The sequence below is a fragment of the Pseudarthrobacter sp. PH31-O2 genome (assembly GCF_030063265.1).
GTDB lineage: Bacteria > Actinomycetota > Actinomycetes > Actinomycetales > Micrococcaceae > Arthrobacter.
This window is the reverse complement of record NZ_JASIST010000003.1, coordinates 270,465-292,030: the sequence shown is the minus strand read 5'-3', so window position 1 is coordinate 292,030 and position 21,566 is coordinate 270,465. Positions and strand designations below refer to the sequence as shown.

The window sequence follows — 21,566 nt, the reverse complement described above, 5'->3', positions numbered from 1 at the left end:
GCGGGAGGCCGGCGGACCCTGGGCCGGCCTGTGCCGGGCTCTTGGAGGGTGACGCCTAAAGTGCGAGCGAAGGCAGCGTGAGCCCGAATATGTCCTTCAAGGCATATTTAGCAGCATGGTACCCCGGCATCCCGGTCACCCCGGGACCCGGAGGTGTGGAGGACGAACACAGGTACACGCCCGGCAGCGGCGTGCGCCAGGGTGCGGTGCCCAGGACGGGCCGCCTGATGATCCCGCGGAGGTCCATCATTCCGGCACTGAAGTCACCGCCGACATAGTTCTCGTTATACCCTGCCAGGCCGGCCGCCGTCGTGACGTGGCGGCTGCGGACGAGGTCGCGGAATCCGGGGGCGAAGCGCTCCAGCTGGGCTGTTACGGCTTCGGCCATGTCCACTGTGGAACCTGCCGGCACGTGGCAATAGCTCCACAGGATGTGCCGGCCGGCGGGTGCCCGGCCGGCGTCAAAGCGTGATGGCTGCGAGACCAGGACGTAGGGCCGGTCCGGATGCCGGCCCGCGGCGACAAGGTTTTCGGCTTCGGCCATCTCCGCCCGGGTGCCTCCGACGTGGACAGTGCCGGCATCGGCCAGTTCGGGCGCGGCCCAAGGGACGGGTCCGGACAGGATGAAGTCGACCTTGCAGGCCGCGTCGCCGAACCGGAACGACTCCAGGGCGCGCCGGTACCGTTCCGGGAGCCGTCCGTCCGCCAGAGCCAGCAGCCCCGGCGGTGCCACGTCCAGTAACGTCGCCCGGACCGGTGGAAGCTCCGCCAGGGACCCGATCCTGGCAGCTGTTTCCACATCTCCGCCGTGCGCTTTGATGTCCGCCACCATGGCCTGGGCGATTGCCGCGGATCCGCCTATCGGAACGGGCCAGCCCCCCGTGTGGGCCAGCGTCGCCAGCATAAGGCCGGCTGCGGCCGCCGCCGGGGCCGGCAGCTTAGACACTGCGTGCGCCGCGACGCCGGTCAACAGCGCCGGTGCCAGCTCCTCCCGGAACCGTGCCCGCCAGAGCGGCGAGCCCTGTTCCAGCACCCGGGCACCGAACAGGGCCGCCGCCATCGGGTCCTTGGGCAGGCGCAGAAGCTGGTTCAAGGCCAGGTCCGTAACGCCATCGGCACGGTCCACCAACGGGGCCATGAGCCGCGCGAAAGCCACGCCGTCGCGGCCCAGGCCGGCAGCGGTGCGCTCGAGTGAGCGGTACGCAAGGGCCGCCTGGCCGCCGTCGAGAGGTGTCCCGTACGAAACGTCGGGAACCTCCAGCCGGATCCGGCGGGACAGCTCGAACTGCCGGAAGAAAGGCGAGGCCAAGGCCATCGGGTGTACTGCCGAGCAGACATCATGAAAGTGGCCGGGCTCCATCAGTTCCCCGGTGCGCAGGCCGCCGCCCAGTGTCGGCGCCGCCTCGTAAACGTGCACCTTCAGTCCGGCGCGGGCCAAGGTCACGGCCGCGGCAAGCCCGTTCGGTCCTGATCCCACAACTGCGACATCAGGCATCCGCTGATTCCTTACGCCAGGGCAGAACGGATTTAGTGGGGTGGAACAGGTCCACCCGCAACCTGTCCGGCGCGCCGTCGAACGGGCCGCCCTGCGGGTCATCCATGCCTTGGCGGCGGACCACGTCATAGCCGGGGTCCCAGATGTCCCACGCCACCCGCACCATCAGGTAGCCAATGGCGATCATATGGAAGGCCACCGCGAGGACGTAGTAGGGCATATCAATATTGTGCTGGGAGACCCCACCGCTCGTCACCTGTCCGAGATACATCCAGACTGCCGCCCAATGCAGGCCCTCGACGGTCTGCCAGATCAGGAAGTCCCGCCACCTCGGCCGGGCCAGGGCCAGCAGCGGGATGAGCCAGATGACGAACTGGGGTGAGTACACCTTGTTGGTCAGGATAAACGCGGCAACAATCAGGAACGCCAATTGCGCGAGCCGGGGACGCCTGGACGCTGCAAGGGCCAGCACCGCGATCAGCACACAGGCGAGCACAAACAGGTTCAGGGCGAGGGTGTTGATCGCCTCTGCCTGCAGGGGTTGCCATCCGAGGCGGCCGGCGACGAGGTTGTAGGCAAACCAGGGCGAGCTGTAGCCGGCAGGCCGGTCCTCGGTGAACTGGTAGAAGTATCGCCAACCCTCCGTGTTAGCGGCGGCGACCGGAACATTGACTGCCAGCCACGCGGCAGCGCCGGCGCCGGCAGTCACCAGGATCGCCCGTACCTTGCCCGTGCGCAGCGCCAGGAGCAGGACCGCCCCCAGGATCAGCAGCGGGTAGAGCTTGGTTGCGGTGCCCAGTCCGATGAAGATCCCGGCCAGCACGAGCTTGTTCCGGGAGAAGCAATACATGCCCAGAGCCAGCAGCCCAACCGCCCACATGTCCCAGTTAATGGTTCCGGCCAGGATAATACCGGGAGCCACCGCCACCATGGCCGCGTCCCACCGCCGTCGGCGGGCCATCCGTGCCGTGGCGAGCACCGTAATGATCCAGACGGCGGCGATCAGGGTGGCATTGATGTCAAAGTAGGCAAGAATCCGGGCCGCAGAAACGCCCCCGCCGGGTACCAGCACGGCGGTGCTGCCGGCGATGAATCCCATCAGGACGGGGTATTCGAAAAAAGTCCCTGGGGTGATGAAGGGAAAGGCACCGTCTCCCAGCCCGCGGTTCTTGAACAGCTCAGGGAAGTCCGAATAGCAGGTCGCGTAGAACTGACCAGGGGTTTCCCAGCCGCTGGTGCGGCAGTAGGACTTGATGAGGATGCCGAGCACGGCTGCCAGGACGGTCAGCATGATCAGGACGCGTTCGACGGTAAAAAATCCGGGGGAAATGACGCCGGGGGCGCAGCGGCGGCCCATCGGTCCGCCGACCAGCTCCGTGAAGTTCCTTAGCAGGGCATCGCTGCGGCTGGGGATAACCAGCCGGACACGTCTGCGGTGCTCCGGCGGCTTAGTCTCCTGCATGTCCCTGAGCATACCGGGGTGGAGGCGCCTGACCGCGCCGGGCAGGGCCGGTGCCCGCGGGAATGGCGCCGGTGTTTCCTGAACGGGCAGTTAACGGGGGAGCCCACGCGTCGCCGCGTGGGCTCCTTGCGGATCAGTTCCGTTGTCAGGCACCAGGTCCTCCTTCGATGGCGCGAACCTGCCCCAGCGGATGAACCCGATCCGGTGCATTGTAAGAAAGACATCTTCCCGCTTCTGGTCCAGGAGCGGGCCGTTGAACTGCGTCTTTCGCCGTGGGCCAGGGTTGAGGCTCAGCTGCAGTAGTCTCTGGAGTTTCTTCTTCATGGCGGTCACCTCCTTCCGGTGGTTCGCGCCGCGCGGCCGGGGAGTGGTACTGGCGATAGTCACGATGGACCTTTCATTGGTGCTACTGGAATAGGGAGTAATTGGGCATGACAATTAAGGCCTCTGTTAAATAAGGAAGAAAGGGCCTTAATGGGGCACGGAAAAGCCGAGGCTCTTTAAGGAATTTCGCTAAAGCGAAAAAGTGGCTCCTGGGCGCGGAAAGCGGCAACCCCAACAAGAAGCTGGGTTCCGAACTTTAGGGATGCTGCGAAACCACGTGGTTCCGTCCGGTTTGGTCCGTTGTCACGCCACCGCAGGGACGGGCGGTGGCGGTGTTATCCCGGCTGGGGGCCCAGTTACAAAAAACTAGGCCGCGAGCAGAAAATTCAGGAGACAGTCGGGCCAAAATTCGGGCGCGGCTCAGCGACAGAGGCCGGGGGGGCAGTGACGAGGTACATCCGTCCGCTAGTCAAAGTAATCATTTCTCCCAACCTCCTTTTCTGTTGTGCCGTGGCTCCGGCTGATCGGCCGGGCGACCTGCGCCTTGACCCCGGCAGGAAGCCTTTGAGTCAGAATTAAAATTACACTATGAATCCAGCGTTTGACCAGTGAATTCATTAACTTTCTTGGAGTTGTTTTATAAACAGTATTTATAGGCCCCAGCGGACCACTGCCGGCGTCTTTTTATCCCAACCGAGTGTGCAGACTTTGGCGGTTCCCAAGACGAAGTGGCGTCCTTCGTGCGCATCGAGCCCCAACCACCGCGCGGTGAGGATCCGGGAGAAGTGTCCGTGGGCCACGATCAACACATTATCCAGGCCGGATTCCAGCACCCGGGCCACGATCTTGTCTGCGCGCGCGGCAACGTCATCCAGCGATTCGCCGTTGGGCACGTCGTGGGTCCAGATCAGGTACTCCGGGTTGTCCTTGCGGATGAGGTCCGAGCTGATGCCCTCGTAATCGCCGTAGTCCCATTCGACCGCGAGGGGTTCCAGTTGCGCGTCGGGAAATCCAGCCAGTTCCGCGGTACGCCGGGCCCGGCGAAGCGGTGAAGTCAGCACCAGGTCAAAGTCGACGGCGTCGAGTACCTTGCGGGCCTCAACGGACTGCTGCTCGCCCTCCACTGTGAGCGGCACGTCGGTGAGGCCGGTGTATTGGCCACTCTTGGACCACTCGGTTTCGCCGTGCCGGAGGATCCACAGCTGCGGACGGGGACTGTTGGAGGGTGCAATCACTTAGGACTCCTCGGTTGAAAGTGGGAGGGCGGACTCGGGCTGGGCTGCCCACCATTGGTGAAGTTTGGCCTCGGCCACATCGGCATCCAGCGGCCCGTGCTCCATCCGTTCCTCCAGGAGGAAATTGTAGGCCCGGCCGACGACGGGTCCCGGCTTGAGTCCCAGGATTTCCATGATCCGGCCGCCGTCCAGGTCCGGGCGGACGGCCTCGAGGGATTCCTGCTCGCGCAGCGCCGCAATCCGTGCCTCAAGGTCGTCGTAGGCGAAGGAAAGCCGTTCGGCCTTGCGCTGGTTGCGGGTGGTCACATCCGAGCGGGTGAGCCGGTGCAACCGCTCCAGGAGCGGACCGGCGTCGGTGACATAGCGTCGGACGGCGGAATCGCTCCAGCCGGCATCGCCGTAGCCGTAGAAGCGCATGTGCAGTTCCACCAGCTTGGCCACAGCTTTTGTGGTGTCGTTGTCGAAGCGCAGCGCCTTCATTCGTTTTGACGTTAGTTTGGACCCGACCATGTCGTGGTGGCGGAAGCTCACGGCGCCGCCCGCTTCGAAACGGCGCGTGGCCGGCTTGCCGGCGTCGTGCATCAACGCGGCGAACCGCAGCACAAAGTCCGGACCCGGCACGGCGCCGTCGCTGGCGGTTTCAAGTGCAGCCGCCTGCTCGAGGACCTGGAGCGAGTGCTGGTAGACGTCCTTGTGCCGGTGGTGTTCATCCGCCTCCAGCCGCAGGGCCGAGACCTCAGGAAGGACAAAGCCGGCCAGTCCCGTGTCCACGAGCAGGTCCACTCCGGACCGGGGGTGCGGGGCGCAAATGAGTTTGACCAGTTCATCGCGAACGCGTTCGGCCGAGATCATGGTGATTCGTTCTGCCATCCGGGACATGGCGGCGCGGACATCCCCGTGCACAGTGATTCCCAGCTGCGCGGCAAAACGGGCAGCACGCATCATGCGCAGCGGATCATCGGAGAAGGAACTTTCCGGCGCGCCCGGGGTGGCGAGGATTAGCGCCTGCAGGTCGCGTACTCCGCCGAATGGATCCACGAGTTCCAGCGCCGGTAGGCGCAGTGCCATGGCGTTGATCGTGAAGTCGCGGCGCAGCAGGTCATCCGTCAACGACTTTCCGAACGCAACGACGGGTTTGCGGGAATCGGGATCATAGGCTTCGGCGCGGTAGGTGGTGATTTCGATCTGGAAGCCCGACTTGCGCATCCCGATGGTGCCGAAGGCCCGCCCGATCTCCCAGAAGTTATCAGCCCATTTCTTGATGAGGGCAACTGTCTGGTCCGGAGTGGCGTCGGTGGTGAAATCCAGATCGGGGGAAGTCCGGCCCAGGAAAAGGTCACGAACGGGTCCGCCCACCAAGGAGAGCTCGTGGCCGGCGTCGACAAACCGTTGCCCGAGCTCCAGGACCACCGGGTCTACCTGGAAATCAACGGTGTGCGGGTAAATCTCGTGATGTGCGTGCGCCATAGTTTCTTAAGCTTGGCAGAAATCCCGGCCAGCACCACACCGAAAGCCTTCCGAGTCCGGCTGCTGGCCCCCAGAGGGAGCGGGAACAAGCGTCCGACTTTCCCTGGCGTCCACTTTCCTGCCATGTTCAGGTCATCAAGTGCGGGCAAGAGTCGTTAGAGTGGACATCATGGCCCACCCCGTACCGAGCGCTCCCGGCAGGAGGACAAACGCACCGTTGCCATCGGCAATCGGTGCCAACGTCGCGCCGGTGCAGCACTCCGGGCAGGCGTCCCTCCCCACTGTTGAGGAAATTTCGGCCGGCGGCGTTGTGGTGGACACCACCGACGCCGAACTCCGCGTAGCGATTATTGCCCGCCTAAACCGCGGCGGGCGGCTGGAATGGTGCCTCCCTAAGGGGCACCCGGAGGGCAGGGAAAGCAACGAGGAAGCCGCCGTGCGTGAAATCGCAGAGGAAACCGGCATCGAGGGCAAGATCCTCGCCCCGCTGGGCAGCATCGACTACTGGTTTACGGTCAGCGGACACCGCGTGCACAAAACCGTCCACCATTATCTGCTGCAGGCCACCGGCGGCGACCTGACGATCGAGAACGATCCGGATAAAGAAGCCGTGGACGTCGCCTGGGTTCCCATCCACGAACTGGCCCGGAAGCTTTCTTTCCCTAACGAGCGCCGCATCGCCGACCTCGCCAAGGATGTCCTTCCGGACCACCGCTAAGGCCTTGCAAGCCCCACATTGCGGCCCGGATAGCGCACAAAGCCATATTCGGGTGAGACGATGAAGCTAATGTCATCTGCCAAACCCACCCCCGCGCCCTCCGGCCCTGCCGATTCCCAAGCTGTCCAATCCGGAGAAGTCCGTTCCAGCGCCATAATGGCCGCCGGTACGCTGGTTTCGCGTTTCCTGGGCTTTGCCAAGACGTGGCTGCTGGCAGCCGCACTCGGGTTGGGCTCCACCGTCAACGACACCTTTATCAATGCCAACAACCTGCCGAACCTGATCTTCCTGCTGGTCGCCGGCGGGGTGTTCAACGCCGTGCTGGTACCCCAGATCATCAAGGCAAGCAAGGCCGCCGACCGGGGCGCTGATTACATCAGCCGGTTGCTGACGCTGGCCGTCCTGGTATTGCTGGGCCTGACCCTGGCGGTAACGCTGCTGGCGCCTTCGGTAATTGAACTGACCACGCAGGGTTACGCACCGCAGCAGAAGGCACTGGCGGTGTCCTTCGCGTTCTGGTGCCTGCCGCAGATCTTCTTCTACGGCCTGTACGCCCTCCTGACGCAGGTCCTTAATGCCCACGGAGCGTTCGGTCCGGCAATGTGGGCGCCGATCCTGAACAACATCGTGGCAATCGCCGGGCTGGGGATGTTCATTGGGATTATGGGCACCAATGCGGCCAACTCTCACACCCTGGACACCTGGGACTCGACCCAGACAGTGCTGGTGGCCGGATTCTCGACCATTGGCGTGATTGCCCAGACCGCCATCCTGCTGATTCCGGTGTTCAGGCTCCGGCTCGGACTTCGCCCGCGTTTCGGCTGGCGCGGGGTTGGACTGGGCCAGGCCGCCAAGCTCAGTGTCTGGACCCTCGCGACGGCCGCCGTCGGGCAGCTTGCTTTCCTCTATGTCATGCGCATCGCCACGATCCCGGGCGCGGAACGGCTCAGGCTGGAGCAGGCGGGGGATCCGGCCGCAGGCTCGTTGCCGGGCAATGCCGTGCTGGAGGTGGCGAGCCAGCTTTACTTGCTCCCGCATTCCATCATTGCCCTGTCCCTGGCCACTGTGCTGTTCAACCGGATGACGCGTGCCTCGCAGGACGGCGATCGTGTGGCGCTGCGCAACGCGCTCTCCCACGGGCTGCGAACCATGGCCGTGGCGACGGTTTTTGGTGCTCTTGCCTTGTTCGCCCTGGCCGGACCGCTGGGCATGTTCTTCTCCGGCGGGGTGCCCCAGGACGGCGTTATGCTGGCCCAAACGCTGACCATCCTGGCCCTCAGCACGCCGTTTATGAGCGCCAATTTTATGATGTCCCGGGTCTTCTACGCCAATGAAGATGCCAGGACACCATTTTTCATCCAACTGGTCCTGGCCATCGTCAATGTGGTTACAGCTTTTGCCATCCAGTTCCTCCCCTTCGGCCAGATCATCTTCGCGATTGCACTCCTATACACCGGCGGCAACATCCTCTCCGTAATCGTCAGCGCGGTCTTCCTGCGGCGCCTCCTGGGCCACCTGGACGGCCCGCGGATCGCCAATGCCTACATTCGAATGGGCTACGCCGCGCTGGGTTCCGCGGCGGCCGGAGCGGCTGCCCTGTGGCTGTTGGGCAGCTACACCCCTGATGGCTTCGCCTGGAGCAGTCCCAGTGCCGCCCTTGTGAGCATCATCGTCGTCGGGCCCGTTATGCTGGCGGCTTATCTGCTCCTGCTCAAGATCTTCCGGGTGACAGAGCTGAGCGACCTGCTTCAGCCACTGCTCGGACGCCTGCGCCGCCGGTCGGTTGTTCCGCAGGATGCCGGGAATCTTCCCGACGGCGCTGCGGCGGCGCGTCCGAAACCGGAGCGCGCCACAGTATCGGTGGATACCGGACTCATCCCGAGGATTTCCGGGGAATTCGACGCCGCATCCTTCCGTGCCGGCCCCGATCTGGCTGAACAGGACGAACGCTCAGCACACAGCGGACCCGACGGCGGCTACCTCGCCGCCGAGGACCTGCCCAGCACCGCTGAGGGCGGCCTGAGCGGTGACGTTCCCCTGCCCGGGCGCAGGACGTACCAGGGCCCGGTGGGCCACAACCCCTATTTTCCGTTCGGCGGCAGGAAGAAAAAATAGCAGACGGCGGGATTCGCAGCGCTGCGCGTCCGCGGCCGGCACAGTGCATCGGCTAGGATCGAAGACTAACAAGGGGAGTTGCAGACCAAGGGTCCACCGGCTTACCGGGCGATCTGCGGTTACTGACGACGTGATCAGTTCAGCGGCTCCCGGACAGTCTAGGAGGAGCCCGTGTCCCACCCGATCGATGTCGGATCAGTACTTGGTGGCCGCTACAAGGTCACTGCCACCGTACTGACCTCACATGACCAGGATCTGGTGCTGGACGGTGTGGACCAGGTACTTAACCGTGCGGTGAGCATCCTTGTGGCCGGGCCCGGTAACGCGGATCAAGTGGCACACAGTGCACGGGAAGTCGCCACCGGCGAGCGTCCGGGCAGTGTGCAGATCCTGGACCTTGGTGTCAGCGACGACACGACGTACCTCATCACCAACCACGCTTCGGCCGCTGACCTGCTGGACCTGGTTGTCTCCGCCAATCCGCCCTACGTAGAACCGTTCTTCACGGACACCCTGGGCAGTGAAATCTTCGGGCAACCCCGCTCCAGCGAGCCCGAAACCTACGACGGACTCTACGACGAGGAAGAAGTAGACGCGGGATACATCAACTACGGGACGAACCAGCCGCCGGCCGCACCCCCGGCAGCGGCGACCCGAATGCCCTCACGTCCGACCGCGGGGCCCGCCGCCGGCGCTGCTGCAATCGCCGGCGGCGCCGCGGCGTCTGCCGCGAACGCCCCCGAAACCGCGCCGCAAGAGGCTGCGCCGCAGGTCACAGCCCCCCAGCCGGTCCAGGGGCGCGCCCCGGGCTCCGGCGAACGAGGCACCACAGCAGAGGATCCCGGCGATTCACCCAAGGTTTCGCTGTGGTCTGACGACGATTACGGTCGCCCGGATACCGGCAACGACCGCGCTCCCCGGCAGAACCAGGAGGGCTCTGCGGGCACCGGCTCTGCAGCGGACCGCGCCCCGGGCTTTTTCCCGGGCTCAGCCCACAATACCGAGGCTGCTGACGCTGAGGAAGACTACGACACTGACGACGAGCCGCGCCGCGAGCCCCGCTCCATGCGCTGGCTGGTCGGTGGACTACTGGCGGCGGTCCTTGTTGTCGGGCTGGTTCTCGCCGTAACCAACCTCGGCGGCCTGTTCAAGAGCACACCCCAGCCCGCCGCCGGTGGTACTTCTTCCACCGTCGCCCCCAGTCCAACCTCGGCGGAGACGTCAGCCAGCGCCAGCCCTTCGCAGGCCGCTGGCCCGCCCGCCGTCGAGGGCGTCACCCGGCTGGGGAACTTCGACTTCGCCGGAACGTACGACGGCGACCTGGTCAAGACCGTCGACGGCAACGGAGCCAGCTACTGGTCGGACATGGAATTTGCGACCGAAAACTGGGGCGGGCTGGCCTCGGAGGTTCCACTCGTAGTCAAACTGAAGGCCCCGGCCAAGGTCTCGTCGGTGACGCTGAGCCAATTGGGCGCCTCGGGCGGAAACATCAGTGTTTATACCAACGACCGCCCGTCCCTCGATGGTGCAAAAAAAGTCGGCAGCAACAGCTTCACCTCCCCTGACCTGACGATGCCCCTGCCGGAGCCGGCGACTGCCCAGTACGTCATCGTTTCGATTGAATCCCTGCCCAAGCTCGCTGCACCCAAGACACGCTACGGATTCGGGCTTCGCCTGGCGGAAATAAAAGTCCAGTAGCGCCTCAGTACCACCGTCAGTAACCCCGGCCTTCGATGCGTCCTACCGTGTCCGGCCGGAATATTCAACGCTTAGCAGTAGTTGTGCCATGTGGCCGGCCACCCAGGCGGGCGCATCGACAAAGGAAGAGGTTCACCGTTCAGTGAGCAACGCAGAAAACAGCACGTCCGAAGTACGTGATGTCATCATCGTCGGCTCCGGCCCCGCGGGCTACACCGCAGCGGTGTACACCGCACGCGCCAACCTGAAGCCGCTGCTCCTGGCAGGATCGGTAACCGCCGGCGGCGAGCTGATGAACACAACCGACGTCGAGAACTACCCCGGTTTCCCGGATGGCATCATGGGTCCGGACCTGATGGAAAACTTTGAAAAGCAGGCCGCGCGGTTCGGTACCGAAATCCAGTTTGAGGACGTAACAGAACTGGACCTTGAAGGCGACATCAAGACGGTGACCACTGGCTCGGGGGAGACCTTCCGCGCCCGCTCCATCATTTTGTCGACGGGTTCGGCCTACCGCGAGCTTGGCCTCCCCAATGAGAAACGTCTATCCGGCCACGGCGTGAGCTGGTGCGCAACCTGCGACGGTTTCTTCTTCAAGGATCAGGACATCGCCGTGATCGGCGGGGGTGACTCGGCTATGGAAGAGGCGCTGTTCCTTACCAAGTTCGCGAAGTCCGTCACAGTGGTCCACCGTCGTGAGACCTTGCGTGCGTCCAAGATCATGGCCGACCGCGCCCTTGCCCACGAAAAGATCAGCTTCGTCTGGAACACCGGCGTCGAGGACGTGCTCGGTGAAGACAAGGTCACCGGCCTTCGGTTGAAGAACCTTGTGGCGGGCACTGAGACCGAACTTGCCGTTACGGGTGTTTTTGTGGCCATTGGCAACGATCCCCGCACGGACCTCGTCAAGGGCAAGTTGGACCTGACTCCCGAGGGAACCATCGCCGTCGCCGGGCGCACCTCGAAGACAAGCCTCAAGGGTGTGTTTGCGGCAGGCGACGTCATCGACCCGACATACCGCCAGGCCATCACGGCTTCGGGTTCCGGCTGTGTAGCCGCACTCGACGTCGAGCACTACCTGGCCGACCTCCCCGCCTAAACGGCGCGCGCAGAAATCAACCGAAGAGAAGGACAAGGCTATGAGCAACGCAAAAGAAGTAACAGACGCTAGTTTCGGCACCGATGTACTGGCTTCTGACAAGCCGGTCATCGTGGACTTCTGGGCCGAATGGTGCGGACCGTGCCGCAAGCTTGGTCCGATCCTGGACGAGATCTCGGTGGAATACAGCGAGAAGGTGGATGTCGTTAAGGTCAACGTCGACGACAACCCGGCAATCGCAGCCCAGTACGGGATCACTTCGATCCCGGCTGTTTACCTTTTCCAGGGCGGCGAAGTGAAGAGCACCGTCATCGGGGCTCGACCCAAGCAGTTCTTTGAGAAAGAATTCGCTGACGTTCTGTCCTGATTCCAGTTTGGGGCGGTGCGTGTCACCGGCCAACACCAAGAATGGCCCTCCTTCCCCCCGGAAGCGGGGCCATTTTGGCCCTCCGCCTCAACCTCCCGTTCGCTCCTCGTTGCCGCCCCACGAGCTCGATAGGCAACGCTTCGGGGACGCGTGACGCGAACTGCATTAATTACCGGTTGTTTCTCCGGGAAATTTGCTCCACGAGCGTTGTACACCTTGGGGCTTTCCATTCCCTCGCCGGTGACGGGGTGGACGTAGTGCAACCAGGGACCTCACGGTCGGAGCTGATACCAAGGCGCTCAACGTAGGGCGCGCAGGTATTGCTGCCGGACCGGATCGTTGAACTTCTGTGGATCTCAGTGAATTCCGTTTCACGTGAAACAGTTTGGTCAGCTCTTAGCCGGTGACCAGAACTCTCGGAACTCGCGCTTATCGAAATCTCAAAAGAGTCTCACAGACACCCACGTCGCGACCAGCCACCATCTCCATAGGGCCTTGGTCCGACCTGATTGCAGTTCCTGGCCACCGCCAGATCGGGCCGCGCTTGTGTCCGCCAAAGAGCCCAATAACGGCGTCAGGCGCCGCACCATACGCGGCGGAAGTGCCCAAATGCCGGATTGTCCAGCTGGCAGCAGCCCGCTCCTGGCTTGCGTCCACCCCTCCACCCCGCGGGGTGAAGTACATATTCAGCCGCCCTCCGTGGACAGCGTGGTGCCAGTTTCACCTGGCTGCATATGTTTCACGTGAAACGTCCGCACCCCTGATTGCAGGCGCCTACTCCCACGGTGTGTTGACCCGTCGCGATCCGCACCACCAACTACTGCGTGCCTAACCAAGAGGGCTGCCTGTACATCCAGACGCAACGCCACCTATAGCCTCTCAGGAGAGCTCGGCACGGATATCGGGGGTCAAAGGATGGTTCAACTGCGGCGGACCCACCGGAACCAATTTGGAACCTTCGCAATGGACTCCCTGGAGCCGGATCACTCCTGATTACCATTGTTGGCACCCGGTCAGTGCCTTTATCGCAGCGGCGGCCGGGCGGCGCTAGCGCCGGGTAAACCGGACGCCGTCGCCGGAACTACGCCAATGTTTCACGTGAAACACATCATCCCTCGCATCGTCGCCGTCTCCGGTCACAAACGATGCGGAGTCTCAGGCGGCACGGGCGGGTTCACTTCCTGTACAGAGCCCAATATCTTCAGGGCCAGCCAGCTGGGGGACACGGGGCACAGAGGCGGTGCGGGCCACGATCAAGGACCTCGTACTGCAGTTGGGGTCCCGATGTCCTTCGGGCACCGCGCGTCTATCCGCGGCACCTCCTGCAGCGAACGCCGGTGCCTCGCGCTCCAGTCTGCGGTGAAGGACTGACAATAGAAAACCCGAGGAAAATACGGCAAACTCTGCCACAGGGGGACCGTGATACCCCCCCGCCGCCGAGAGGACTGCACCGTAGATGGAGAGGTCCACTGGGCGCTCTCTCTTCCGCCGGGCGAGAACGCCTGCAAGGACCGGCTGGAATGCCCGGCCGAACCATCCCTAGCGACATCATTTTGCCATTTGGCCGCCGTGGATCTCTTGGGAGGGCCCACGGATTAAGCGGTATCGTCCAGCCCGCGTTCTGCTGCATCAGCCAACTGATACCCAGCCTTCAGCGGAACCCTTTGGTGCGGGCCTCCAATGTCACTTCGGACACCCTAGAACGTACCTCGACAGGGGTCGCCAGATCACGATGGTCCGGGCATCCGATGGGGGAGGCTGAGGGAAGCAGGCCTAGCCGATACCTCCCCACTTCTCTTGTTGCCCTCGAAGAATGGGCTGTGCCGCAGCGACCGGGATTTGGCCCAGCGCTTCCCGAATCCAGTGTGCCCTGGCGGCACGCGGATGGTGATGCAGGGAGGCGGACTAAGACTGCCGATCATACCCAATAGCCCCAAACCGGGTAGATTCCCACAGCCTTCTCCACAGAGGTTACTCACAGGGTTATCCACAGGGGATGAGGGACTGATCACACGGTCGAAGCGTCGGCGCCCAGAGAGCCATTTGACGTTAACTCGGTTCGCGCCATTGCCCGTGATTCGAGGCCGTCCCTGGTCATCGACCCACGTACAGATTGTGGCTTGCATCAACAGCACCTTGTCTGAATATTCGTGGAAAATTAACCAGCTGCAGTGGATTAAGTAAGCACAGCCTAGCGTTTTCGGTGCCGCCAAAATAGCGTCGCCGGATGTTTCACGTGAAACGCTACGGGAGTCCTAACGCCCGGTTGGAAGCAGCTCGCAGCTGGCGCTCCAACGGCCCTGGCAGCAGCGTCGCGGCCCTGACCTGGGTGTCGAGTAATCCACAGCTTTATCCACAGCACTATCCACCGGGTTATCCACCGCCGACCACAACAGCCCAGGGAAGCCTCCGGGTACGCGGTCCCAATCTTCACCATCACCCGCCGAGCTGGAGGCATCCGTTATCGGCCCATGTCTGGCGTCCGCCACCCCGTCCAGCAGCCGTGGCAGCACGGATAAACGTGACGGTACCCCGCGATCGAAAGAGCACTCGCTCACGTCCGTGACGGCCGGGACAACTACTGTGAATAGCCACTACACACGATTGGGCTGCAGCGACCCTCAAAGCTCCACACGGGGGGCTCGTCGATTTCCGTCACTCGAAGCCCCATACGATCGGACGGCCACCCGAAGCTTGCAGACCCCCAGCCGCGCCCCGTCATCGCCAAACTCACACTGATGTCTGTCGCTTGGCGCGAGCATAAAGAACCGGTCTACCACCGTGCCACCCGCTGTGCCGGGTAAGGCCCGCGACGAAACAGCACGGCAACGAAGGTCGCCCACAGGGTGTGGGCAGAAAGGAGCTGTGGGCACGCTGCCGGCTCATGGGGGGCGCGCCCGCATGCCTGTCTAGGGCTTGTGCACGGCCTCCAGGCGTACATAGAGCGGTGCGGAGTGCAGTTGTCGAGAACCGAGACGCAAGGGGTCCAGAGAGCGGCCTAGGGGCCCCTAGACCGCTGCGAATTGCACCTGTCCTTGATCTGCGGCCAAGACCTGCCAGCCTAGCGCCCTGCAATTGTGAGTCATGGCGATCACCGCCCGGCGATGCCAGGCGTGTTGGTCATGCCCTGGGTTCGCTGCAATGAGACGCGGATCCAGCGGGGTTATGTGAATGTCCGGCACCCGGGCCTACCGCCGTCTACCGTACCCCAGTCCGTGCCATACCCCATCAACCGAGACAAGGAAGGATCCGACCGCCAGCTGAATGCAGACTCGATGCCGGGCCGCCAGCGTGCGGAGGCACAGTCTCCACTTTCGGGAATTGTCGAAGCAACAACCAGCTGACTGCGGCGATAGCCCAATAGTTAGTATTGGCGTCTGGCCGGGTAGCCCGCGGCAGCACGTGCTTTTGTGTTGGGCCAGCAGGAATTTGCCATTTCCAGCCGTGACTTCGGTGAACGGGCGCCTTTTGCTGCTTCAGCCGACAGGGCATCACCAGCAGGTGCAGCACCTTCGTGAGAATTGACGTCCATGTTTCACGTGAAACGTGTGTTCAGCGCGGGCGCAAATCTTCCGTGCAAACACCGTGGATCAATGAATGGGCACCGAAAACTGCCGCTGGCATGTCCTCTTATCTCCAGTTCGTCCATGGTCGTTGGGGGGCATTTGGCATGCGTGCCAGCTCCGTCCCTTGACTGCAGGACAGCCTTGCTATTGCACCATAGGCACTTGAACGACTGAGCGGGTTCCAAGCGTGGCCCGGCAGCTGAGTCCGCAGAATTTGGACTGCATAGCAGGAGCCACCAAACGACCAACGGGTCCGCGCAGACCTTGCTGGCGTTGGAACCGCCACCGCTACCAATAGAAAGGGGCCTGTTTCACGTGAAACAGGCCCCTTCCAGTGTGTCGTTGATGCGCTATCCTGCCGCTCCCGGCGTCAAGACATCCATGATGCGGTTTAGATCCTCCACGCTTGCGAATTCAATACTGACACGACCCTTTCGCGCCCCCAACGAGATCTTGACGTTGGTATCAAGGCGGTCAGAAAGTGAAGACGCCAGATAGTCCAGGCGCTCGTGCCGTGCACCGGGCCGCGGAATGTTGTTTTTCGGTGTCGCTGTCGGGTTCTGATACAGCGTTACAGCTTCCTCCGTCGCGCGGACGGACATACCCTCGGCAACGATCTTTTGGGCCATTCTTTCCATCGCGGGGGCGTCGGGGAGGGCGAGCAGCGCGCGGGCATGACCGGCAGAGATAACACCGGCAGCTACGCGGCGCTGAACCAGTGGAGGCAGCTTGAGCAGACGCAGTGTGTTGGACACCTGGGGCCGGGATCGCCCAATACGGTCCGCCAGTTGTTCATGTGTGGTGCCAAAATCTTCCAGCAGCTGCTGGTATGCCGCGGCCTCTTCCAGCGGGTTCAGCTGACTGCGGTGGAGGTTCTCCAAGAGGGCGTCGCGAAGCAGGTCATCATCCGTCGTATCCCGCACGATGGCCGGAATGGTTTCGAGCCCAGCAGCCTGTACAGCCCGCCAACGACGCTCGCCCATAACAAGCTCGTAGGGTTCTCCACCTATTTCGGTTGAAGTACGAACAACAATTGGCTGGAGGACGCCGATTTCACGAACTGAATGCACCAGCTCTGCCATATCGTCCTCGTCGAAGACCGAACGGGGCTGTTTCCGGTTGGGATGGATGTCGGTGACCGGAATCTCCGCAAACCGGACCCCGGGAACTTCGACGAGCTCCACGTCCTGGCCCTGCCTTTGGGAACCAGTCTCAGCATCCGGCGCCTTGCGGACCGGCGCCTTCCTGGTTTCGGAAGCAGGCTTCGAGGACGTATGCGCCGACCCATCAATGTTTGCCGCTGCCGGCGAAGACGTCTCCGCCGGCGCCGCCACCATGTCCTCGGCGGGGACTAATTCACCAGCTGCTGCACCTGCATCGGGTGTTCGCTTTCGGCCTTCCGGAAAGAAGAGATCCACGGGGCGGGACGGCGCGGAACCACTGCCTGAAGCCGCAGCGGAACTTGGAATGAGTGCCCCAAGTCCACGGCCGAGGCCGCGTCGCTTATCGCTCATGGATAAATCCCTCCATTGGAAGAGTCGGTCAGCACCGGACTCTAGCTAGTGCAATTCTCGAAAAGATACTAACGTTGTGCGATTTCGGCTGCGGCTTCAAGATAGGACAGCGCCCCGCTGGACGAGGGATCGTACGTCATCACGGTCTGCTGGTAGCTGGGGGCTTCAGAAATCCGTACCGATCGCGGCACCACAGCCCCGAGTACCTGTTCCGGGAAGTGTTCGCGAACCTCTGCAGCCACTTGGGCAGCGAGATTGGTGCGGCCGTCGTACATCGTCAGAAGAATCGTAGAGACGACCAGATCCGCATTTAGGTGCTTCTGGATCATTTCGATGTTTTTCAGCAGCTGGCTGAGTCCCTCCAGTGCGTAGTACTCGCATTGAATCGGAATCAAAACCTCATTGGCAGCACAAAACGCGTTGACTGTCAGCAAGCCTAGGCTTGGGGGACAATCGATGAAGATGTAATCCAGGCGTTCCTCACCATTCTTGGCGCGTTCCTGGGCATACACATCAATCGCCCGCCGGAGCCGCTGCTCGCGGGCAACGAGGCTGACCAGCTCGATCTCCGCCCCGGCGAGGTGGATGGTGGCTGGCGCACAGATCAGCTTGGCAATGTCGGGGCAGGGAGCTACAACGTCCCGCAAGGGAAAGTCATTGATGAGCACGTCGTAAATGCTGTCGACTTCGGCGTGGTGTTCAATTCCCAACGCTGTCGACGCGTTCCCCTGGGGGTCGATGTCGATAACCAGGACGTTCAAGCCAGCGGCGGCCAGGGCGGCAGCAATATTGACCGTTGTGGTGGTCTTGCCCACTCCGCCCTTCTGATTGGAGACGGTAAAAATTCTGGTCTTCTCGGGCTTCGGGAGTTCACGGCCAAGAAGACGTTCACGCCGTTTGTTCTCATGGGCGAGCTCCCGGGCAATCGGGCTGGAGTCGTCAAGGGAATCAAGCACATTTCCCTTGGCAACTACCGAAGTTTCACGTGAAACACCAGCCATGCCACTGGCCTTTGCAACCGATACCGGACGATTACCGGTGTTTCGATGAACGACGGGAGGCACAACCGTGGCCCGTGCGGACCCCAGGGACACAAACGGGGGAATCCGCTGTGTGGAGGCTTCGCTACTGGTCACTGTGACACACTCACTCTCGTTCGGCTCTTGCTGCCGGTTACTAGCCTAACCTCTTACCCAGGGGGACAGAGGGCACCGGGCGGACGCTAGGCTTTCTTTTGAGGCTTATTCACAACGATACGGACAACCGTTGTGGGTTCTTCCAGGAGTCCTTCACCCACCAGCAAAACAGTGGTCTGCGTGCCACCAAGCTTGCGGATTACCTTGGCTGCCTTTTCGACTTCCTCGCCGGCGCTGCGTCCCTTGATCGCGATAACTTCACCTTTACCCGCCAACAGCGGAATTGTCAGGCCGGCAAGGTTCGAGAGTGCTGAGACGGCCCGGGCCGTCACGACGTCGGCCTTCACCATCCCAACCGCCAGCTCTGCCCGGCTGCGCATCACCGTGACATTAATAAGGCCCAGGTCATCGACGACCTCCTGAAGCCAAATCACGCGGCGTTCGAGGGGCTCAATCAGGGTCAGTTCAAGGTCCGGGCGGGCAATGGCCAGACACAGGCCAGGCAATCCGGCCCCGCTGCCGACATCCGCCACGTGGCTTCCCTCGGCAATCTGACTTTCAATTACGGCACAGTTCAGCACGTGCCGGCTCCACAACCGGGGAACTTCGCGGGGACCGATGAGGCCCCGTTCCGTGCCCGAGGTGGCCAGATGCTCTACATACCGCTTTGCCAGGTTCAGGCGGTCACCAAAGATCGTCTGTGCTGCCTGCGCTTCAGCGTCGGTTATCTCAACCATCAAGGTATCCGCCGGCATCAGTCTGCAGAAACGACGATGTGACGTTCGGCGCCTTCGCCTTCAGACTCGCTGACGAGTCCCAGATCGGCAACGGCGTCGTGCACGATTTTGCGCTCATAAGCGCTCATCGGAGCAAGAGCGACGGCTTTACCGGACTCCTTGACGGAGGCAACGGCGTCGTCTGCAATCTTTTGCAGTTCGCCGGAACGCTCGGACCGGTAGCCGTTGATATCCAGAACCAACCGCGAGCGGTTTTCCGTCGCGGACAAAACCGCCAGCCGGGTCAGTTCCTGAAGGGCTTCGAGCACCTCCCCGTCCGCACCAACCAGATTTTCCAGACCGGCTGATTCTTCCTCGGTAACGATCGAAATGTACGTGCGACCATTACGCACTTCAATGTCAATGTCGCCGTCAATATCGGCGATGTCCAGCAGTTCCTCGAGGTAGTCCGCGGCGACGTCGCCTTCTTCTTCCAGCCGACCGGCGGATGAACCCTTGCCCTCGTCAGCTGCCGATTCTTCGGTACCTTCATCAGTGGTCCGGTCAGCATCCTGGGTTCCGCTCAGGGCCTCGTCCTGCTCATCAATGGCTTCAGCGGAAATAGCTTGTTCGGTGCTCTCGGCGGACATTACTTCCTCTTCCTGTTCTTGCGTTGTGGCTGGACACGTTGGCTCTTAGCCGCCAGGGCCGCAGCGGCTGCAGCCTCCGCGGATTCGGCCTCGGCCTTCTTGGCACTAGTCAACGGCAAGGCAGGCAGGCCCTTGGCGGCACGACGCTCAGCCAGGGCCTTGGCGGCGGGGGACCCGGGCGTCGGCATACGGCGAATAACAAAGAACTGCTGACCCATGGTCCACAGGTTTGTGGTGGTCCAGTAGATCAGGACACCGATGGGGAAGTTGATCCCGCCGACGCCGAAGACGAGCGGCAGGATGTACAGCATCATCTTCTGCTGGCGCATAAACGGACTCGCCATGGCTTCCTCGGACATATTCTTCGCCATGATCTGCTTCTGGGTGATGAACTGTGAGGCCGTCATCGCCAGAATCATCACAATCGAGAGGATCCACACCGCAACGACGTTGCCGCCGGCCGGCGTACCGTGCAGCAGGGTGGCAGAGAGCGGGGCACCAAAAATGCTCGACTCATCGAACTGCAGGACCTGTTCGTGACTCATCGCACCGATGCCGACACCGCTGGTCGCCGCCGACGTAATCCCGGAAAGGACCTGGAAGAGCGCAAAGAAGAACGGCATCTGAATCAGCATGGGCAGGCACGCCGAGAACGGGTTGGTGCCGTGCTTCTTGTACATGGCCATCTGTTCCTGGGCCATGGCCTGGCGGGACAGCTGATCAGTTTTGCCCTTGTACTTGTCCTGCAGCTTCTTCAGGTCCGGCTGCAGGAGCTGCATCCCGCGCTGGGCCTTGATCTGTTTGACGAATACGGGAATAAGCGCCGCCCGGATCACCAGCACCAGCCCGATGATGGATAGGGTCCACGTCCAGCCATTGGCGGCAGGCAACCCGATGACGCTCAGGCCATCGTGGAAGACCAACATAATGGCGGACACAAGCCACTTGAAAGGAAACATGATTGTTCCAAAGAAATCCATACGATATCCCTATTCGTCAGGCCGCAGAGCGGCCTTCTCCATCAGTCCGAGCAGCCAGATACTTGTCCGGATTGTTCATCACAACAATTGTGGGGGTGTGGTCTGCGGGCCATTCGCATTTACCGGCGGGGACATGGTCCACACCACCGGCATTCCAGGGGTGGCAGCGCACCAGGCGCTTGGCCGCCAGCCAGCTCCCCTTAACCGCGCCGTGCACGGTGACCGCTTCAAGGGCATAGGCCGAGCAGCTCGGGAAGAAACGGCAGACCTGGCCGTAAAGCGGTGAAATCACCTTGCGGTACGCCAGGAGCAGCAGGATGAGGATATTGCGGGGCGCGTTCCAGACTGCCCGGCCCAACCATTCCGCTGCGAATTTTGCAGGAGGGACGACGGCGGCAGTTAAGTTACGCACGCGAGGTCCCTTCCTGTGTTGTCTCGTAAGAAACTGACGAAGCAGCCTTAGGAAGGCGGCTGCCCAGCCGTTTCATGTTGTTTTCCAGTGCGGCGTCATAGTCCGATCGCAGTTGGTCCCAACTGGCTCCCGCCGCGGCGGGCAAGGCCCGAACCACGATCGCGAACCCGCTGCCGTATTTCTGCAAGGACAAGGCGCCGACTTCTCTCAGTCTCCTCTTAACGAGGTTCCTGACAACAGCGTTCCCGACACTCTTGGAAACGATGAATCCGATCCGGCTTGGTTCATCGGCAGCCAAGGCTGCCGTATATAACACTACGTTCCGGCGTCCATTGCGGACACCGGAACGTACGGTTGTTGAAAAATCGGTTGATGTCCTCAGACGGTTGCGGGTGGCCAGCACCGTTAAACTCGCACAGGGATGTGGACCGACGAGTCAGTTATTTAGGCCGACAGCTCGGTGCGACCCTTGCCACGACGGGCTGCCAGGATGGCACGGCCGGCACGGGTACGCATACGAAGGCGGAAGCCGTGCTTCTTGGCTCGACGGCGGTTATTCGGCTGAAAAGTCCGCTTGCTCACGTTAGTTACTCCAGTGGGATCAAAGGTGCG

18 protein-coding genes are annotated in these 21,566 nt (G+C 62.4%); 5 read left to right on the top strand and 13 right to left on the bottom strand.

The genetic code is table 11. The features are described 5' to 3' along the window. Positions 1-55 precede the first annotated feature (55 nt). The 5 genes from QMG72_RS07310 to QMG72_RS07290 all read right to left on the bottom strand — a co-directional run bounded on the left by QMG72_RS07310 (position 56) and on the right by QMG72_RS07290 (position 5,983). The gene (locus QMG72_RS07310; protein WP_226775578.1) at positions 56-1,495 is read right to left on the bottom strand and encodes a phytoene desaturase family protein; all 1,440 of its coding nucleotides are present in this window, start codon (positions 1,493-1,495) and stop codon (positions 56-58) included. Next, on the bottom strand, positions 1,488-2,957 hold the full coding sequence (locus tag QMG72_RS07305; RefSeq protein WP_282360042.1) for a glycosyltransferase family 87 protein: 1,470 nt from the start codon (positions 2,955-2,957) through the stop codon (positions 1,488-1,490). The genes QMG72_RS07310 and QMG72_RS07305 overlap by 8 nt, the downstream gene beginning before the upstream one ends. Positions 2,958-3,047: 90 nt before the next feature. Further along, positions 3,048-3,281 carry a hypothetical protein gene (locus QMG72_RS07300; RefSeq protein WP_283480170.1) on the bottom strand — a complete coding sequence of 78 codons (234 nt, stop codon included), beginning with the start codon at positions 3,279-3,281 and terminating at the stop codon, positions 3,048-3,050. A gap of 650 nt (positions 3,282-3,931) precedes the next feature. Beyond that, positions 3,932-4,516, bottom strand: a complete 585-nt coding sequence (locus QMG72_RS07295; RefSeq protein ID WP_226775575.1) for a histidine phosphatase family protein — start codon at positions 4,514-4,516, stop codon at positions 3,932-3,934. Further along, a complete protein-coding gene (locus QMG72_RS07290; protein WP_226775574.1) occupies positions 4,517-5,983 on the bottom strand; it encodes a CCA tRNA nucleotidyltransferase in 1,467 nt (488 codons plus the stop codon). 169 nt (positions 5,984-6,152) lie between these two features. Between QMG72_RS07290 and QMG72_RS07285 the strand changes: the two genes are divergently transcribed. The 5 genes from QMG72_RS07285 to trxA all read left to right on the top strand — a co-directional run bounded on the left by QMG72_RS07285 (position 6,153) and on the right by trxA (position 11,980). Beyond that, entirely contained in the window at positions 6,153-6,701 is a 549-nt protein-coding gene (locus tag QMG72_RS07285) for an NUDIX hydrolase (RefSeq protein WP_226775573.1), read from the top strand. Between the two features lie 69 nt (positions 6,702-6,770). Next, positions 6,771-8,816, top strand: coding sequence for a murein biosynthesis integral membrane protein MurJ (gene murJ / locus QMG72_RS07280; RefSeq protein WP_502913799.1), 2,046 nt, complete (start codon positions 6,771-6,773; stop codon positions 8,814-8,816). A gap of 171 nt (positions 8,817-8,987) precedes the next feature. Then, the gene (locus QMG72_RS07275; protein WP_282360045.1) at positions 8,988-10,514 is read left to right on the top strand and encodes an ABC transporter substrate-binding protein; all 1,527 of its coding nucleotides are present in this window, start codon (positions 8,988-8,990) and stop codon (positions 10,512-10,514) included. 142 nt (positions 10,515-10,656) lie between these two features. Further along, entirely contained in the window at positions 10,657-11,613 is a 957-nt protein-coding gene (trxB, locus tag QMG72_RS07270; RefSeq protein WP_253031649.1) for a thioredoxin-disulfide reductase, read from the top strand. Positions 11,614-11,653: 40 nt separating this feature from the next. Next, a complete protein-coding gene (trxA, locus tag QMG72_RS07265) occupies positions 11,654-11,980 on the top strand; it encodes a thioredoxin (protein WP_226775569.1) in 327 nt (108 codons plus the stop codon). A gap of 3,916 nt (positions 11,981-15,896) precedes the next feature. Here trxA and QMG72_RS07260 read toward each other — a convergent pair. The 8 genes from QMG72_RS07260 to rpmH form a co-directional block, all read right to left on the bottom strand. Next, positions 15,897-17,060, bottom strand: a complete 1,164-nt coding sequence (locus tag QMG72_RS07260; RefSeq protein WP_226775568.1) for a ParB/RepB/Spo0J family partition protein — start codon at positions 17,058-17,060, stop codon at positions 15,897-15,899. Positions 17,061-17,128: 68 nt separating this feature from the next. Further along, on the bottom strand, positions 17,129-18,196 hold the full coding sequence (locus QMG72_RS07255) for a ParA family protein (protein ID WP_282360046.1): 1,068 nt from the start codon (positions 18,194-18,196) through the stop codon (positions 17,129-17,131). A gap of 86 nt (positions 18,197-18,282) precedes the next feature. Then, positions 18,283-18,933: a 16S rRNA (guanine(527)-N(7))-methyltransferase RsmG gene (gene rsmG, locus QMG72_RS07250; protein ID WP_283480165.1), complete on the bottom strand. Its 651-nt coding sequence runs from the start codon at positions 18,931-18,933 to the stop codon at positions 18,283-18,285. A 17-nt stretch (positions 18,934-18,950) separates the two neighbouring features. After that, entirely contained in the window at positions 18,951-19,562 is a 612-nt protein-coding gene (locus QMG72_RS07245; RefSeq protein ID WP_283480163.1) for a Jag family protein, read from the bottom strand. Beyond that, positions 19,562-20,542 carry a membrane protein insertase YidC gene (gene yidC / locus QMG72_RS07240; RefSeq protein WP_226775564.1) on the bottom strand — a complete coding sequence of 327 codons (981 nt, stop codon included), beginning with the start codon at positions 20,540-20,542 and terminating at the stop codon, positions 19,562-19,564. The genes QMG72_RS07245 and yidC overlap by 1 nt, the downstream gene beginning before the upstream one ends. Positions 20,543-20,558: 16 nt before the next feature. Further along, complete coding sequence (gene yidD / locus QMG72_RS07235; protein ID WP_226775563.1) at positions 20,559-20,954, bottom strand: membrane protein insertion efficiency factor YidD; 396 nt, start codon at positions 20,952-20,954, stop codon at positions 20,559-20,561. After that, positions 20,947-21,357, bottom strand: coding sequence for a ribonuclease P protein component (rnpA, locus tag QMG72_RS07230; protein ID WP_283480161.1), 411 nt, complete (start codon positions 21,355-21,357; stop codon positions 20,947-20,949). The genes yidD and rnpA overlap by 8 nt, the downstream gene beginning before the upstream one ends. 41 nt (positions 21,358-21,398) lie before the next feature. Beyond that, positions 21,399-21,536, bottom strand: a complete 138-nt coding sequence (rpmH, locus tag QMG72_RS07225; protein WP_003800212.1) for a 50S ribosomal protein L34 — start codon at positions 21,534-21,536, stop codon at positions 21,399-21,401. Positions 21,537-21,566: the final 30 nt, after the last annotated feature.